The organism is Muriicola sp. (assembly GCF_049669965.1).
In the GTDB taxonomy this organism is placed as follows: domain Bacteria; phylum Bacteroidota; class Bacteroidia; order Flavobacteriales; family Flavobacteriaceae; genus Muriicola.
In genome coordinates this window covers 23,633-39,233 of the sequence record NZ_JBATLB010000023.1, presented here as the reverse complement: position 1 = coordinate 39,233, position 15,601 = coordinate 23,633, and the positions used below count along the sequence as shown (strand labels likewise).

The 15,601-nt window shown below is 44.1% G+C and carries 9 protein-coding genes; 8 read left to right on the top strand and 1 reads right to left on the bottom strand.

The features are described 5' to 3' along the window. Positions 1 to 178: 178 nt before the first annotated feature. From WBM49_RS01505 to WBM49_RS01470, 8 genes are all read left to right on the top strand, one after another. The gene (locus tag WBM49_RS01505) at positions 179 to 571 is read left to right on the top strand and encodes a hypothetical protein (protein ID WP_424370293.1); all 393 of its coding nucleotides are present in this window, start codon (positions 179 to 181) and stop codon (positions 569 to 571) included. Positions 572 to 590: 19 nt separating this feature from the next. Continuing rightward, complete coding sequence (locus WBM49_RS01500) at positions 591 to 1,460, top strand: DUF5777 family beta-barrel protein (RefSeq protein WP_424370292.1); 870 nt, start codon at positions 591 to 593, stop codon at positions 1,458 to 1,460. A 120-nt stretch (positions 1,461 to 1,580) separates the two neighbouring features. Further along, entirely contained in the window at positions 1,581 to 2,528 is a 948-nt protein-coding gene (locus tag WBM49_RS01495) for a 4Fe-4S dicluster domain-containing protein (RefSeq protein ID WP_424370291.1), read from the top strand. 1 nt (position 2,529) lies between these two features. Continuing rightward, entirely contained in the window at positions 2,530 to 3,861 is a 1,332-nt protein-coding gene (gene nrfD / locus WBM49_RS01490) for an NrfD/PsrC family molybdoenzyme membrane anchor subunit (protein WP_424370290.1), read from the top strand. Continuing rightward, entirely contained in the window at positions 3,858 to 4,772 is a 915-nt protein-coding gene (locus WBM49_RS01485) for a hypothetical protein (RefSeq protein WP_424370289.1), read from the top strand. The genes nrfD and WBM49_RS01485 overlap by 4 nt, the downstream gene beginning before the upstream one ends. 62 nt (positions 4,773 to 4,834) lie before the next feature. Continuing rightward, complete coding sequence (locus WBM49_RS01480; protein ID WP_424370288.1) at positions 4,835 to 5,236, top strand: c-type cytochrome; 402 nt, start codon at positions 4,835 to 4,837, stop codon at positions 5,234 to 5,236. Positions 5,237 to 5,330: 94 nt separating this feature from the next. Further along, positions 5,331 to 6,416 carry a hypothetical protein gene (locus WBM49_RS01475; RefSeq protein ID WP_424370287.1) on the top strand — a complete coding sequence of 362 codons (1,086 nt, stop codon included), beginning with the start codon at positions 5,331 to 5,333 and terminating at the stop codon, positions 6,414 to 6,416. A gap of 34 nt (positions 6,417 to 6,450) precedes the next feature. Further along, entirely contained in the window at positions 6,451 to 7,173 is a 723-nt protein-coding gene (locus tag WBM49_RS01470; protein WP_424370286.1) for a hypothetical protein, read from the top strand. A 38-nt stretch (positions 7,174 to 7,211) separates the two neighbouring features. On the opposite strand, the gene WBM49_RS01465 is transcribed toward WBM49_RS01470, so the two are convergent. Then, complete coding sequence (locus tag WBM49_RS01465; RefSeq protein WP_424370285.1) at positions 7,212 to 15,554, bottom strand: T9SS type B sorting domain-containing protein; 8,343 nt, start codon at positions 15,552 to 15,554, stop codon at positions 7,212 to 7,214. Positions 15,555 to 15,601 lie beyond the last annotated feature (47 nt).

The following is a 15,601-nucleotide window of genomic DNA, read 5'->3' as shown; positions in this document are numbered from 1 at the left end:
GAAGAACTCCATTGAGGCACTGCAAGACTAAAGATCAAATGCCAAGCCCGGGCCTGATTCCCAGCCCGGGCAATTTAAAACCAATTTCGGGAACTGTCCATTCGCCTATCTGGTCTGATGCTTTGACGACGTGGGGGTGAAATGGAAAACCTGAAGACAACACAATAAAATGAAGAACATGAAAAATCGCATCGCATTCTTCCTGATCGGCAGCTTGGTACTCTTCAATTTCTCTTGCTACTACGACCAGGAGATCGATCTGAGTGAGCCCCTTCCGGACATACCGGGAAATCAGGCCATCTCATTCCGAACTGATATAGAACCTATTTTCTCCCAAAGCGGAAAAGACTGTACCGTCTGCCACAACGGCAACGTGGCAAATCCCGATCTCGGGGTTGGCAACGCTTATAGGAACATCATTGCGTCAATCACAGCAGGAGATGCAGAAGGCAGTCCATTCTATCAAAGGTTACCTGGGAACGGACATCCGATAGATGTGGGATATGTTATTGACAATGCAAACCTGGCGCTAATCAAAGAATGGATAGACCGGGGCGCCGAAAACAACTAACCCGATAAGACACACCGACATGAAAAAATTCAGCTTCATATTTGTTTTTCTCCTGATAGCCCCTCTTTTCCTGTTCTCCCAGGAAACCCAACAGGATACTACTGAACAAAAGGTTAAAGAGAGACCGGAGAGGCCTGCTTTTGAAAGCTCTTATATTATAGACAACCCAACCGATGTCACCTTTATCAAGAACACCCTGGAAGTGCACATGGCACACCGTTTCGGTGTAGTGAATTCAGGCAATAATGATCTTCTTGGTATATGGGCACCTGCCAATATCCGTATCGCCCTGAGCTATGCGCCTCACGAAAGGGTAACCCTTGGCTTCGGAACTTCCAAGTTTAACAGGTTGCAGGATTTTAACTGGAAGGTGGCCCTGCTTCGCCAGACCCGGTCAGACAAGATCCCGGTCAACGTGAGTTATTATGGAAACTTTGTGATCGATGCCCGTGGCAAGGAAAACTTTTTGGTGGAACAGCACCGTTATTCATACTTCAACCAGCTGATCATCTCCAGGAGGTTTAATCCCAATTTATCCCTTCAGGGAGCCGTCAGCGTATCTCACTACAACCTGGTGCCCCAGCGGATGAGAAATGATGTCGTGGCCATGTCTTTGGGAGGACGATACAAGATAAGTTCGCAGACGTCCATCCTGGTGGACTACACCCAGCCGTTCATCCACCACCTCGACGGGGCGGAGTTGGACATGGACCCGGAAGCTGGATTCAGCGTCGGAGTGGAGTTCAGGACTTCTTCCCACGCCTTTCAGTTATTCCTATCGAATTATCAGGGCATCGTCCCTCAGCAGAACATTGTGTTTAACCAGAACAATTTCTTCGAAGGGGATTTCCTGATCGGCTTTAACATTACCCGACTCTATAATTTCTGATCAAGGAAGAGAACAGGCCGTAGTACATTTTTTAAAATTCTGTAATTCAAGTAAAGACTAACACCATCAAATATTTCTCCGACCATGGACGATAGCAACAAAAAATCTAGACGCAGTTTTATGAAACTCGGGGTTTTAACCGGGATTACCGGACTTACCGGGGCATCCTTGTTATCTCACCTGGCTTCAGAGGAAGAATTGGAGGCATCCGGGAATAAGATCAAACTCCTTACCCCAGATGGAAAGGTGGTTGAGGTCGATGCCAAAAACATCAACAAGTACCCTGAGGCCCATATCACCCCGACAGAATCCAGGAAGGGGATTCCCAATCGAAAGTTTGTGATGGTCATCGACCTGGCTAAATGCAACAATGCCAGGAAATGTGTAGAGGCTTGCCAAAGAGAACATCAGCTGGACAAGCATGAAGAATTCATGAAGGTGCAGTTGATACGGGATAACGAGGAAGGTGCCCCCTACTGGTTTCCAAAACCGTGTTTTCACTGTGACGAACCGCCCTGCGTTACGGTATGCCCCACGGGTGCAACCTTTAAGCGGGATGACGGTATTGTTCTTGTGGATAATGACCGCTGTATCGGGTGTAAATTCTGTATGACGAGTTGCCCCTATTCGGCGAGGAGTTTTAACTGGGGACACAAAGACAAATTCGAGAATACGGATCAGCCTTATTCTCCAGAAACCAGTGTGCCTGCCTCAGAGGGAACTGTGATGAAATGCGATTTCTGCCCGGACTTGCTGAGGCAAGGCGAATTGCCTCACTGTGCTAAAGCCTGTCCCATGGGGGTAATCTACTTTGGGGACAAGAACGAAGATCTGGTGACCAACGGCGTTGAAACCGTGCGATTTTCCCAACTGATCAAAGACCGGGGAGGATATCGCCACCTGGAACACCTTGGGACCAAACCCAATGTGTACTACCTGCCTCCGGTGAATCGACAATTCCCATTGGAAAGAGGCTTTGAGATTGATGAGGAGATCCTGGAACGCTACGACAATGTACCGGAGGTTCAGGAGTACAAGGCAAAAAATAATAAAGACTTAAGTTCTTAACATGGACATTGCAAAAAGAAAAAGGGAGTTGGTTCAGGAGTTTGCCCCCAACCTCATGAAATTCGGAATGTTGTCAAAAATCTGGATTGGATTGTTACTTGCCCTGATCATGACAGGTTTGGTGGCATTTGTCCTTCAGTTGATCAAGGGGCATGAAATTACAGGGATGCGCGACAATGTGGTCTGGGGAATCTACATCATCAACTTTATCTTCTTCGTTTGTTTGAGCTATTCGGGAGCATTTATCTCCGGCGTTCTCTACTTCTTTAAAACTCCGCTGAAAACTTCTGTGACCCGGATCGTAGAAATCATTACGGTATTATCTCTCGTTGTGGGTCCGATATTTATACTGCTCTGTATTGGTCGATTGGACCGACTGCACTATCTGTTTCTATACCCAAGAATTCAGTCGCCCATCACCTGGGACATCATCGCGATTATGACAGACCTGGTAGCCTGTTTTATCTACCTGTACATGACCTTTATTCCCGATTTCGCCTTACTCAGAGACAATTGCGAGACCTGCCCCTCCTGGAGGCAAAAGCTTTACCGCTTCCTGGCTATGAATTACCAGGACACCCCTGAGCAATCCAGAATCCTCCAGAAATTAATCCGGACCATGTCAACCATTGTCATCGTCCTGGCCCTGGTGGCCTATACGGTTCTGGCATGGATTTTCAGCCTGACGCTTCAACCTGGGTGGAACAGCACTATATTCGCACCCTATTTCATAGTGGCAGGATTATACTCCGGAGTAGGTGTCATCATTATTTCCATGTTTTTAGTTAGAAAATACCTAAAATTGGATCATTACCTGAGGAAAATCCACTTCATAGTTGCAGGCATTGTTTTGCTTATAGTATCTCTCTTATACGGATACTTTACCTTTAGCGAATACTTCTCGAGGTGGTTCAGTCACAAAGTGTATGATATCGAACTGTTGGATACGCTGTTCAGCAAATATTTCTGGACCTTTATTCTGGCAAATTACGTAGGTGTTCTGGTGCCCTTTGTGATCCTGTTCTTTAAGAGATTCAGGACTATAAACTCCATTACCTTTGCTGCTATAATCGCTGTTTTGGGGCTTTGGCTCAATAGATATCTGATCGTCGTTCCCACCCTCGAGACCCCTTATATTCCCATACAGGACACAAGGCCTGAATTCATCGAATATTCGGCTACTTGGATTGAGTGGGCCCTTACCCTGGGAGGTATTGCCTCTTTCGTTCTGCTTTTCATTCTGATTGTGAAATTAGTGCCTGCTGTCTCACTCTCCGACATTATAGAAAACGAGAGGGAAAATCAAACTGCCCACCAAAATAAATTGACATGATAGCTTTACCTCGCACATATTTAGCAACCCTCATCTTCTTCGTTTTTAGCCTCCTTTTCTCCATTCAAGGCAAGGCTCAGGAAACAGTTGACATGAGTGACTATAGGGTCAGATTTGGGTTTACAGCTGTAAAACAAGCCGATCAATCCCGATTATTCAAAGCGGAGTTTACGGCCACAGACAAAAAAGACCGCAAAAATAAGATTCCAATTTACCAGGCTGAGGTGAAATTCCTCAACCTGCTGGACGAACAGGAAGTTTTACTGGGTAAGGCTGTAACGAACGAAGAGGGAATTGCCCAGGTAACCCTGCCCGCAGATCACGACTTCCTTACGGATGAAGAGGGATTTATGACCTTTGTTGCACGATACGAGGGAAGTGAAGCCCTGGATGAAGAATCGGAGGAATTAAAAATTCAAAATTTACATCTGAAACTCGACCTTGTTGAAATTGACAGTGTAAAAACCGTAATAGTAAACGCATTTACATCAGACAGTATCGGGGCTCAAGTTCCGGTGAATGGCGCCTACGTTAAATTGTCCGTGGGCGGGATGTTGTCAAAAATGGTTTTTGCCGACGACTTTACAGATGAAGGTCAGTTGCAAGTCGAATTCCCAAAAGAATTACCCGGTGATCAGGATGGTAATCTAACTGTCTTTGCCATGATTGAGGATGACGATAATTATGGCAACGTGATTCAGGAACAAAAAATCACTTGGGGGATTCCAAAAACTGAAAGGATACAAGGTGAAAATATGTTGTGGTCTGAAGTGGCACCATTTTGGATGTATGTAGTTCTCAGCATTCTTTTGGTGGGAGTTTGGACAAACTTTGCCTATACCGTCGCAAATCTGATTAAGATCAAAAGACTTGGAAAAGAAGTGATAGCCGAGAGCGATCACTTGGAATGAGAAATGACAAACAATTATAAATAAAAAGTAAGTTTATCTGCAACTCTAACTAAAATGAATAAATGATGAAAAAAATTCAGACTTTTTTAATGCTCTGCTTCCTATCCCTGGTACTATTTGCATTTACCTCCGAAATACAGGATAAATGGGTAGTGCCAGATAAATACATAAGCATGAAAAATCCGACGGATCCCAAAGTAGATCTGAATATCGGCAAATCCTTATACGATAAACACTGTAAATCCTGCCACGGGAAAGAAGGATACGGGGATGGGCCCAAGGCTGCCGAACTGGAAGGCGACCTGGGGGATTTTTCCTCCGAGGAGTTCCATGCCCAGACGGACGGTGAGATTTTTTACAAGAGCTATATCGGCCGGAAGGACATGCCAAATTATGAAAAGAAAATCCCTGTAGAGGAGGATATGTGGTTGGTAGTCAACTATATGCGCACATTGAAGGAGTAAAACCAAAAATTTATTAATAATACACAGTTTACCTTATCAAAGAAGATAAGGGATCATTGGGTTTGCCCATAAATAACCTAAAGCATCCGCTCTTATGACCAAAGCATTAAGATTTATTAGCATATCGCATCTCACAGCCACCCTTATCCTCCGGGAAGAATTTAGCATTCCCGAAGAGGAAAAACCGGAGGTGATTGCTCGGCTTAAGAATGCTTTTCCTGATATTACCGGACTTTTACTCTTGGGAACCTGCAACAGAACGGAAATATATTTTGAATCTGAGACTACTTCATCAGAAGACCTGCTGGATACTTTTTGTGCTATTCTTGGTCGGGAATCGAAACGTAACGCTCACTTGTTCTTTCAAAGTAATGACACCTTACAAAGCGTACAACAACTGGCCGCGGTTTCTGCCGGATTACGTTCAAAGGTTTTGGGAGATGCAGAAATAATTGGCCAAATTAAAAAGGCATACATATTGTCCAGAAAGGCTGGCTTACAGGGATCATTGTTAGAGAGAGCCTTACAAACTGTTTTTAGATCCCACAAAAGAGTGCGTAATGAAACTAATTTCCGTGACGGCACTACTTCCTCTGCTTACAGGTCCTTAAAATTGATTGAAACATCGTACGGGCCCACCTCAAGGTCGTCTACAAAGATCTTGATTATTGGAGCAGGAGACATTGTTAAAAAATTATTTAAATACAATCAAAAATTTAAATATCAGCATCTGTATATCAGTAACAGAACTGAAAAAAATGCGGCTTTACTGGCAAAACAATACAATTGTCAAATTTATGATTGGGGGAAAGTAATGTCTAATGATTTTGAGGATTTTGATGTCATCATTGGCGCTGCCAGTAATTGTCATCATCTCATAAAAGAACTGGACAATTCCAAGGATAGGCGCTTATTAATAGATCTGGGATTACCAGGCACAATAGACCCGGTACTGGGTAACAAAGCGGGCATAGAATTTTTTGATCTGGATACCATTTCCTCCGAAATAGCAAATAACAAAGAAAAAAGGTTTCAGGCGATTACAGAGGTCAAAGAAATCATTCAGGCCGAGGTAGACGAATTTACAAAGTGGTTTCTTGAGGCTCCTTTAAGAGCTTTACTCAGGACTGCCAATATTGAAATTAAAGACCCAAGTTTAAAAATCTCAAGCGACTCATAAAATGGTTAAAAAAACTCTCTGTATTCAAATAATAGTGGGCACACTAGTAGCGGCTTGTAATTTTGGCCCTAAAACTACCGAACCTTACATCATTAACCGTGCAGTAGATAAAAGTGCAATGAATAGTGATGTTGACTACACTATGCATGAAGTTGTCATCCAAGAAATTCTCCCTACCTCCAAATATTATTATGCGAAATTGACAGAAGGTGAGGATTCATATTGGATCGCAACCCAAAAACAAGAGCTTAAAATAGGTACTTCTTATCTATACAATGAATCCTTGTTAAAAACAGCATTTGAAAGCAAAGAATTAGGACGGATTTTCGACACTTTATATCTTGTAACCACCCTTATACCAAAAGATCACGGGATCATGGAAGGGACATTTCACGGTAGTTTGAAAAATAAAGACGAAATTGTTGTTAAAAAGGAGATGATCATCAGACAAGACACTGCTTCCAGCTTTATGGGCCTTGTTCGTATATCAGATCTTGTAAAAAACCCCTCTAAATACGAGAATAATGAAGTAGTTATCCGGGGAGAATGTTTTAAAGTTAATCCGAATATCCTGGATAAAAACTGGTTACATTTCAAAGATGGCAGTATGGATGATTACGATCTATTAATTACCTCCGAAGAACAAGTACAAAAAGGAGCCACCGTATCAATTCGTGCGGTCGTACGTCTAAATGTAGATCTTGGCAGTGGCTATACTTATCCCATCCTCCTGGAAAACGGTAAGCTTGTAGAATAAACAACCCATCATTAAAGCTCTATAACAGAAAGAACCTATTATCGATAGAGGGTGAAATGCCCAACATACTGTTGCTTTTCTTTATCATTTGCATTCACAACATACCAGTAGTCGCCTGTTGGCAATTCATTGCCTTCATAGGTACCATCCCAGGAGGTAACCTGGTCTAATATGGCTACTACACGCCCGTAGCGATCGTAGATCTTTACATCAATATTTGGGAAGAAATCCCTGTTTCTTGGGAACCAGACATCGTTATTGTTGTCTCCATCTGGAGTAAAGAAATTGGGTATATCCAGCATCCCTGTAAAATCGAACGGAATGGCCATTACGGCAACACAACCTTGTTGGTCCACTACACGAACGGTAACGGTAGCATCGGCATTGATCTCATAGATATTTACACTTCCAAAGGAAACATCCTGAAAGAAATATTCATAGCCTCCAAAGCCTCCGGTGGCAATAGCCGTGAGCTCATTGGGTCCGGATTTAATAAGGTCTAGCGTAAGCGGATCGTAATTATCAATAGTAAAGTCTACAAAAGTACTACACCCATTAGAATGGTATATATAGACGGTATGGTCTCCGGGTGGAAGGTCTCCCCAGCTGCGTTCAATATCGGCCTGTGCAGTGATAGCATCCGTAGGATCGGCAGGATCTAAAGCAAATAACAACTCTGGGTATTGAGTTATATCCTGTACAGATACCGTTGTTGTGCTATTCGGGAATATCCCATCACACCCATAGCTTACCATGGCTTCCGGAATTAGTTCTACCCCTATTCCAACCGGAACAATGACGTTGGTCTCACAACCTCTGGCGTCTCTAACAAAAATTACATAGGTCTCACCTCCTCGCAGGTTGGTAAAAGTCATACTTGGATTTGGCGCAAAATCCGCCGGATCTGATGAATTCAATGCAAATTCGTAGGGTGCTGTACCTCCATTTACCGTTATGGTCACAGAACCATCTTCATCCCCCAAACAAGTTTCCGGGATGGAATTTCCAATTCCTGCTACCAATTCGGTAGGCTCTGTGATGGTCACTGTTTGCGTAATGGTACATCCCAGTTCATCCTGGATAATGATCTCGTAACTTCTTGGTTCCAGATCGGTGAAGGTCTTTCTATTTGGAAATAAGGGATCGTCCCCTTCGAAAAACTCGCTCAACTGATCAGAAATGGAATATCGAATGATCCCTGTTCCTCCGCTGGCCTCTATTATAATCTGGCCATCCAGGTCTCCGTAACAACTAACGGGAACCGCTTGTAAATAGTCTAACACCAATGGTGGAGGATCTACGATGGTAATTGGCGTGGAAATGGCCGTACAGCCTCCACTTTCCGCATACACCCAGTAAGTGCCCGGGCCAAGGTCCCTGAAGATACCCGATGCTTGGGCAGTTCTTACCGTATTTCCTGCATTTGGGAAAGGCGGCACATCAGAATTTAATAGTGTATAGATATAGTTTCCAATTCCGCCAAAAGCTTCAGATCTAATGATCCCTGTAGCTTCACCGGCGCAATTTATGGTTGCATTCGTAAGGTCCAAAGAGATCACAAGTGGTGCAGCCGGATCCAGGGATATCTGGTTAGAGATCTCAAACGGACAACCATTAGAGTTTTGAACATCATATTGGAAGGGTCCGGGATCCAGGGTAATATCCTCAGAGATCTGAACCACCGTTGCCAAAGGATCTAGCGTACTTAGGGGAATAAATGGATCCCCGCTACCAGAGCGCCTGTAAAAATAACTTACACCCGGTTCCGGATTCGTAACGGTTAATTCCATAATACCTATATCACCACAACCTGGGGGTTGTAATTCCACCAATTCTGTAATGACCACTTCAGGATCCATTATGGTAATAGGGATGGTTGTATAACTACATGCCCATCCATCAAAAACGGTTATTGAGTAATCTCCTGCAGACAAATTCGCAAAGGAAGGGGTGGTTTGAAGGCCACTACTCGTTCCTTCCGTAATTCTGTTCAATTGATACAGATAATTCCCGGGGCCCTGTCCGCCACTCATATTATAAGCCTCAATCACCCCATTATTATCATTGTTACATTGGAGGGGTGCCGTGATCTGAATATCGGCATAGATAGGAGTGGGTAATAATAAGGTGATGGTATTACTGGCCGTACATCCTTCAATATCCCGAATGTTGATCGTATAGGTGCCCTCTGAAAGGTTGCTTATACTTGTATTAGTACTTGGGAAGTCCTGAATTACAGTAAATCCATCTGGTGCAATAAGCTGATATTCATAAGTTCCCCATCCGCCATCTCCCGTGAGGAATATCTCTCCAATACCAGGAATGGCGCAAGTTACTTCTGCAGTCTGCTGTGCTACCACTGTTAATGCTCTATCTGGTTGCCTAACCGTAGTAACGTTACTCACTGTATCACAGAAAGGAGTGTCTAAGGCCTCTACGTGTACGACAAGGTTTCCGGCAGGTAGTCCGGTAATAACTCCCGGATTCTGACCAATAATGGTGGTATCGAATGTTCCTGTAACACCAGTGGTAGTTTCCACCCCGGTATTATCCCTTGAGAACACCTCATAATTATAAACCCCGGTATAACCATTAATCTGTATACTTATTTCTCCATCAGAGCCGTTGAAACAGGTCACAGGTTCCACCTCGGCGATTACGGCATCGATGTTGTTGTATTCTGGTACATTAACCACGGCGGTTAGGTAAGAACATCCGGCATTTCCAATATCGGTAACACTGAAAATATAATCACCAGGGGTACTAATACTCCAAACAACCCTGTCTGTACCACCAGAATTCTGAACTGCTGCAGAGCCAAGTGGAAGAATTTCTACATCATAATTTCCCGGACCCTGATCCATAATGATCTCAATAGAACCAGGACTTACCCCAATACCGGTAGCATCGCAAGTCAGCGGATTAACATTATAGGTAAAGGTTAGATCTGTAGGGGCATTGATCGTAATCGTATCGGTAATTTCACACCCATTCTGATCCCGGGCTGTGAGTATAATGGTCTGATTTGTACCATCATCAATGACCTCAAAGGTGTTGCTGGTCTGAAAATTGGTCCCGTCAAAAGCCGGTGTGCCGTCGTTCATACTATAGGTATAGGGTGCGGTACCTGTGTTGATGCCGCTACCATCTCCGTTGGTATCCGTATAAATTGTAATAGTTGCAGTATTAAATCGATTACTGCTGGGATCACAGGTAAAGTCGGTATTCAGGGCATTGATCTGTAAAGGTGAAGGTTCTGAGATGATTATATCTGGAGATCGATCCGTACATCCTCTATCCGAGATCACTTCTACCTGATAGGTGCCAGGTGCCAAGTTGTCAAAAAGAGCAACACTCTGAGGACCCTGAACTACAGTTGCCGTTCCTCCATCATACAGTATAAATGAGAAAGGGGTATCTGTATCTGTACCGGGTTGTAATTCTACGCCGATATAGCCATCATTGGCGCCATTACAGGTAATATCCCCCATCGGAGTTGCCGAGATCACCGGATTGGTGACAACAGTAACGTCTACCGTGGTGGTATCATTACATAAAGGAACGGTATTAGAATCCAGGTCTGTAACTAAAATTGTATAGTTCCCAGGTAATAGATTGATAAATAAAGGATCATTAACTTGAACGATCGGCGGATTGATACCATCGTCTAATTCATACTGGAAATTCCCACTACCCCCACTGGTATTTACTGTGATTACCCCATCACCTGCATTACATGTTGGTTCTGTCGTTGCACTCGCAGAGATCGCAAAAAAGTCGAAAACCCTCGCCACTACGGTGTTGGTACACCCATTTCCATCCCGGACGGTAATAGTATAATCGCCCGGATTGGGAACGGTGAAATTTGGACTATTCTGAAATCCACCCCCAATATCGTATTGAAAAGTAGTTTCAGGGCCTGGTCCTGTTGTTAAAGGACTGGTTACATCTATGGTGTAATTTGCAACTGCCGTACATTGATTACTCACATCCACTGTTGGTACAGGAACACCCGGATCTGAAGTAACCGTAACGGTGGTAAAACTTGTACATCCAAAACTATCCTGTACATAGAAATCATAATCGGCAGGATATGGACCGGCAATCTCATAGGTGGTCTGAGCAGTAAATACGACGGGAGCCGGGTTACTGGTTGGCACATAGGCAAATCCATACGGAGGTGTTCCTCCATTTCCTCGTACTGTAACCAGTGCTCCCACATTACAACTGGCAGGTTGATTGTCATCTATGACAATGGCCGGGACGTTGGGAACAATATCTACTAATGTACTTGCATTACAACTTGTGTTGTCGTCCTGAACAATGATCTGATAATTCCCTGCGGGCAAGCCAGTGAATGAGCCATTATAGGGAATGGGTTCGTTTGTAAATGATGTAGGTCCACTGATAATTGCTCCTGTATTGGTATCCTGTAATTGTATGGTAATATCTGCCGGCGAGCCTATCCCTGTAACCTGAAAATCGATGGTTCCATTCGCATTAGGGGCACAGGCCGCAGAGGTTGCTGTAGCAGCGACGGCCAAGGGAGTTGGACCTATAATTGGGTCTATTTGTTCTATATAGATACAACCCAATGCATCCTGAACCTGGACAAAATAAGTTACGCCGAAAGTCACCTGCCCGGCAAAATCATGGATGTCAACCCCGTTAACATTAGCCGGAACCAGCGGACCACCCACCAAACCAAATAAGTAGGGTGCGGTACCTCCACTAGCCTGAAATCTGTAGGTAAGCCAGGGGTCTGTACAGTTGAGTGGCGGCACATCTAGCGGAGTAAGGATAAGCTGATTTTGTACTATGGTAACCGTATCCCTGTCCTCACAACCGGAAGCATCCTGGGTAATGATGGTGTACGTTCCGGGAGGTAAATTTGGAAAATTGACCGCGGTAAGTGCCGTTGGACCAACAGATGTAATCGTTGTTCCATTGATATCCTGTACTATATAGGTGTAAAGAGCCGTGCCATTTGCAACACCAGTTACGTCAATGGAACCGGCTACCGTAGGAGCAGCACAAACCGCATCATTAGCAACCACAGTCGCATCTATCGCAGCACTGGCATTGATAGTGGCCGAAAGTAAGGACGTGGTACACCCACGGCTGTCCCGGATCATAAAGGTATTATAGGGTCCTGCCGCAAAGCCCGAAAAAATATTCTGAGGCCCAAAAGTGGCGCCACTATTGTTACTGTACTCATAAGGAGGAACACCAAAATTGGTATCGGGTACTAATGTAATTATCCCATTATCCTCACCGCAAGTGGTGTCTGTGGGTACTGCGGCTCCCACTATAGTTTCGGGAGGTGAAATGGTCACTACATTTGTTTCTGTTGTACATCCCCTACTATCTGATACCAGGAACTGGAAGGTGGTATCGGTAATGATAGACCCATCATTGGGAATACTGTACGTAAAGGTGTTACCTGTAATTGGATTGGAAGCTGACGTATAAGGTGCCCCATCTATACTTACTTCATATATATCATAATTCCCTCCTGATGGATATCCATCACTGATCACTACCTGAATCTGCGCTGGCGGACCACCACAATTAAGTTCAGTGATCGTTGTAGCGATGGCAGATATTTCTGGCTCAATGGTTACAGATACCGTATCCCTACAGTCATTGGCATCTGCAACTTCTATGGAATACGCTCCAGGGGTTAAGCCGTTAAAGGTACTCCCTCCTACCCATGGACCTCCGTTAATTCTGTATTGGTATGGGGGTAATCCTCCTGCAGCATTCACCGCAATGGTAGCTGCGTCTACATTGTCATAGCAATAATCGCTGGATGCAGCATCAATAGTGAGTATTGGAGCTGATAAGGAAGTTAGCGTAAAGCTATCCGTAAGAGTACATCCATTGGCATCCGTAACACTTACCTGATATAGTCCATCCAGGGATAGGTTTGAAAATGTATTACCATTCTTTGGGCCTCTAACTGAACTGTCTGGTTGGGTAAGTGTATAGCGATTACCACCCCAACCACCAACGGTATTGATGGTGACGCTTCCAATATTCCCATTCTGGCAACTCATGGGGGTTACATTTAAACTGCTAATTGCAAAAGCTACCGCAGGTTCCTGGATTACCAGGGTTGCCGTATCTGTACAATTGGTATCCTCATCCGTAACATTTATTACGTAACTACCGGCAGCCAGGCCAGTTAATGAAATGATCCCATTAGACTCCCCAGTGTTGAGTGGTCCTGCATCTATACTATAACTATAGGTGGTGGCGAAGCCATCGACTAAAAATCTGCCTTCCCCGTCATTATCTCCCACACAGGTCACTACTTTCGTGGCCTGGGATTGAACTGAGATAGAGCTGATATCAGTTATCGCGAAAACCTCGTCATAAGAACAACCTTCATTGTCTGTTACTCTGAAGGTATAGGTTCCCAGTCCAAGGCCAGTAAAAACAGGATTATTTCCATTATTGATGGCACTCCCGGCCGGATCAATTATTTCATAGGTGAAGGGTGCTGTTCCATCTGTAACTGCAACAGTCACGGAGGCTGTGCTGGTAATACAATCAATGCTGGATATAGTAAAATCCATATCCGTTGGCTTATTTAGTGCATTGAACACTATAGGTGCCAAACTCTGAACACAGCCATTAGCATCTCTGATCTGAGGGGTGTAAGTACCCACTCCTAAATTTGTAAATACGGTTGTTCCACTAAATCCGGCTCCCAGGCTGTAATCATAAGGTCCGGTTCCTCCGGACACCCCAGAAATAGTAATTTGCCCTCCATTTTCATTTAAACAAGTAGGAACAGAATTGGTTGTTGCCGTTGCAGTAATATTCGAAGGTGTTCCAACGGTTTCTACGGTTGCTGGTGTTGTACAAACAAAGCTGCCTTGCTGGTAGCGAATCATTACATCATAACTTCCCGGAGCCAAACCGTTAAACACATTACTACTTTGATACGTAAGCCCGTTATTATTGCTGTACTCTAAATTGTACCCAAATCCATTGGTGATATTTACGGTTATTCTACCGTCATTGGCCCCGCCACAATTGGCATCCAGGGTTGTAACGGTAAAAACGGGCGGTGGGAGATCTTGTACATCAACGCTTGCAGTTTTTATACAGCCATTTGCATCTTCTATTAGAATATTATAGGTGCCTGCAGCGCTTACTGTAAACACAGTTGAACCGGCATATGGAGCACTAAAAGTACCTCCACCGTCCAAACTAAATCTGTAGGGAGAGGTTCCTCCGGTGGTACCCAAGGTTACATCTACGGTGGCAGCACCACAACCAAAACTGTCGTTTGCGGTGGCAGAAACGGCAATGGGACTAATGCCATTCCCTATGACTATTGGATTGGAATTGACATCGAGGGTGATAAGTTCATTACACTTATTGGTTTCCACGCGCACACTATAGGTGCCCGGACTTACATTGGCAAAGGTGTAATTGCTTGCGGCATTTGGCCCGAAAGTATCAACAGTAACCCCATTTTTAATGAGGCGATACGTAAAAAATCCTGGTACTCCGGTTACCTGCACATCTATACTTCCCAACTGGCCACTACATAAAATATCGTTGGCCGTAACATCTACATTGATGTTAAGGTCTTGTACATTGACGGTGTTTGATGGAAATAAGCAAGAACTAGCAGATACATTCTTTAAACGAACCCAAACCATATAGTTACCTGGCGCTGTGATATCAAAAAAAGGAGAATCCTGATACGGACCGGCCGAACTGTTAAGGCTATACTCATACCCTGCAGGTACGTTGGTGATCTCTACCCTACCCGGGTTTCCACAGACAATATCCTCCTTAATAAGTTGAGGATTTAATGGGTTGAGGGTAGACTTAAAATAATAATATTGTCCTCCATCTACGCGCACCCTGAATTCTCCGCTGGTCGACAAATTATAGGTCGCTCCGTTACCTACAGTGTCGTAACAGGTGTTAGTAGTATTTGCACAATCCTCAATTACAGAAGCGGCACAACGATTGGGGTCTAGTCTTTGCCATTCATAAGAAGATCCGGACTGGCTTAAACTGATGGTTCTTACATCACTGGTACCACAAAGGAAGAACTTGGCCAGTGTACTACCATCATTAGGGCAGGTTACCTCTTCATTAGCTCCAAGAATGATAGTAACGAACATGGGAGCCGCTTCTGAGGCCATTATGTCGGGTGTGAACGTGGAATTAGAGCCAATACGATGGCCCTCTGATACTGCATTTTCATCCAACATTACATCAGAATGAACCGCACCATCAAACTTTGAAATAAACCTGTATACGTTCGGATTTGCTATGGCTGAAGTACCTACAATACAAAAAGCCAACCAAAGCACGGCATATACAAAATGCCTAGATTTTTTAGGGAGCATAGGTTAATCCATATTATGGCAAGAATATGTTGATTTGGGGTCACTAT